The sequence below is a fragment of the Photorhabdus noenieputensis genome, assembly GCF_018448935.1.
GTDB lineage: Bacteria > Pseudomonadota > Gammaproteobacteria > Enterobacterales > Enterobacteriaceae > Photorhabdus > Photorhabdus noenieputensis.
In genome coordinates this window covers 1-743 of the sequence record NZ_RCWC01000153.1, presented here as the reverse complement: position 1 = coordinate 743, position 743 = coordinate 1, and the positions used below count along the sequence as shown (strand labels likewise).

General features: G+C 53.4%; 1 protein-coding gene. It reads right to left on the bottom strand.

Going from position 1 to position 743, the window contains the following annotated elements; translation table 11 throughout:
• Positions 1–743: TraC family protein (locus EAE91_RS23610; protein ID WP_214090557.1), on the bottom strand; the 743-nt coding region annotated here is incomplete at both ends.

Below are 743 nucleotides of genomic sequence, written 5' to 3'. Positions count from 1 at the left end.
CCGACTTCCCCGCACCGGTCGGCCCGAACAGCAACAGATGCGCATTCTGGGTACGGTCATGTTTATTTTGCGGATCAAAGGTCAGCACATCGCCGCCCCGGTTAAAAAAGCTAAGACCCGGGTTACCCGTGCCGGTCGCCCGCCCTGTCACTGGCAACAACCCAGCCACATGCTGCACCCAAGTCAACCGGGTATACCAGTGATACTTGTCTCGTTGCGGGTTAAAACACATCGGTAAGGCACGCAGATAACCGTTTAACGGCGCGACGTCGCATTCGGGTTTGACCGGCTGCAACCCTGATACCAACAGAGTGGCGGCCAGTTGCTGATGCCGACAGTTCAAATCGTCAACATCAGCCCCCTGTAACAAAAAGGTCAGTGCAGAACGGCACAGTTTATGTCTCAGCCCCAGATGCGCCTTAGCTTCTTTTACGTCTGCACGCACTCGCCCTGATTCAGTATTTTCTCCCATTGCATTTTTTGACAATCGATCGAAATCCCGTTCCAATGCATCCTGTGCCTGTATGACAATGGTCAGTGAAACAAGAGTACCTGACGGTAATAAATCCATCAGCTCATTGATATGTTCACCCCGGACCATTTCACCGGTCAGCGCTCCCGGTTCTGGGGGGCGACGCAGCCGTTCAACCGGTACCGCCCGATGAGCAATATTATCAAACCACCAGACACCGTTTTTCACGTCAGAACGCGGCGGGGTAAACCACAAGGTTTCCGTGAAATCA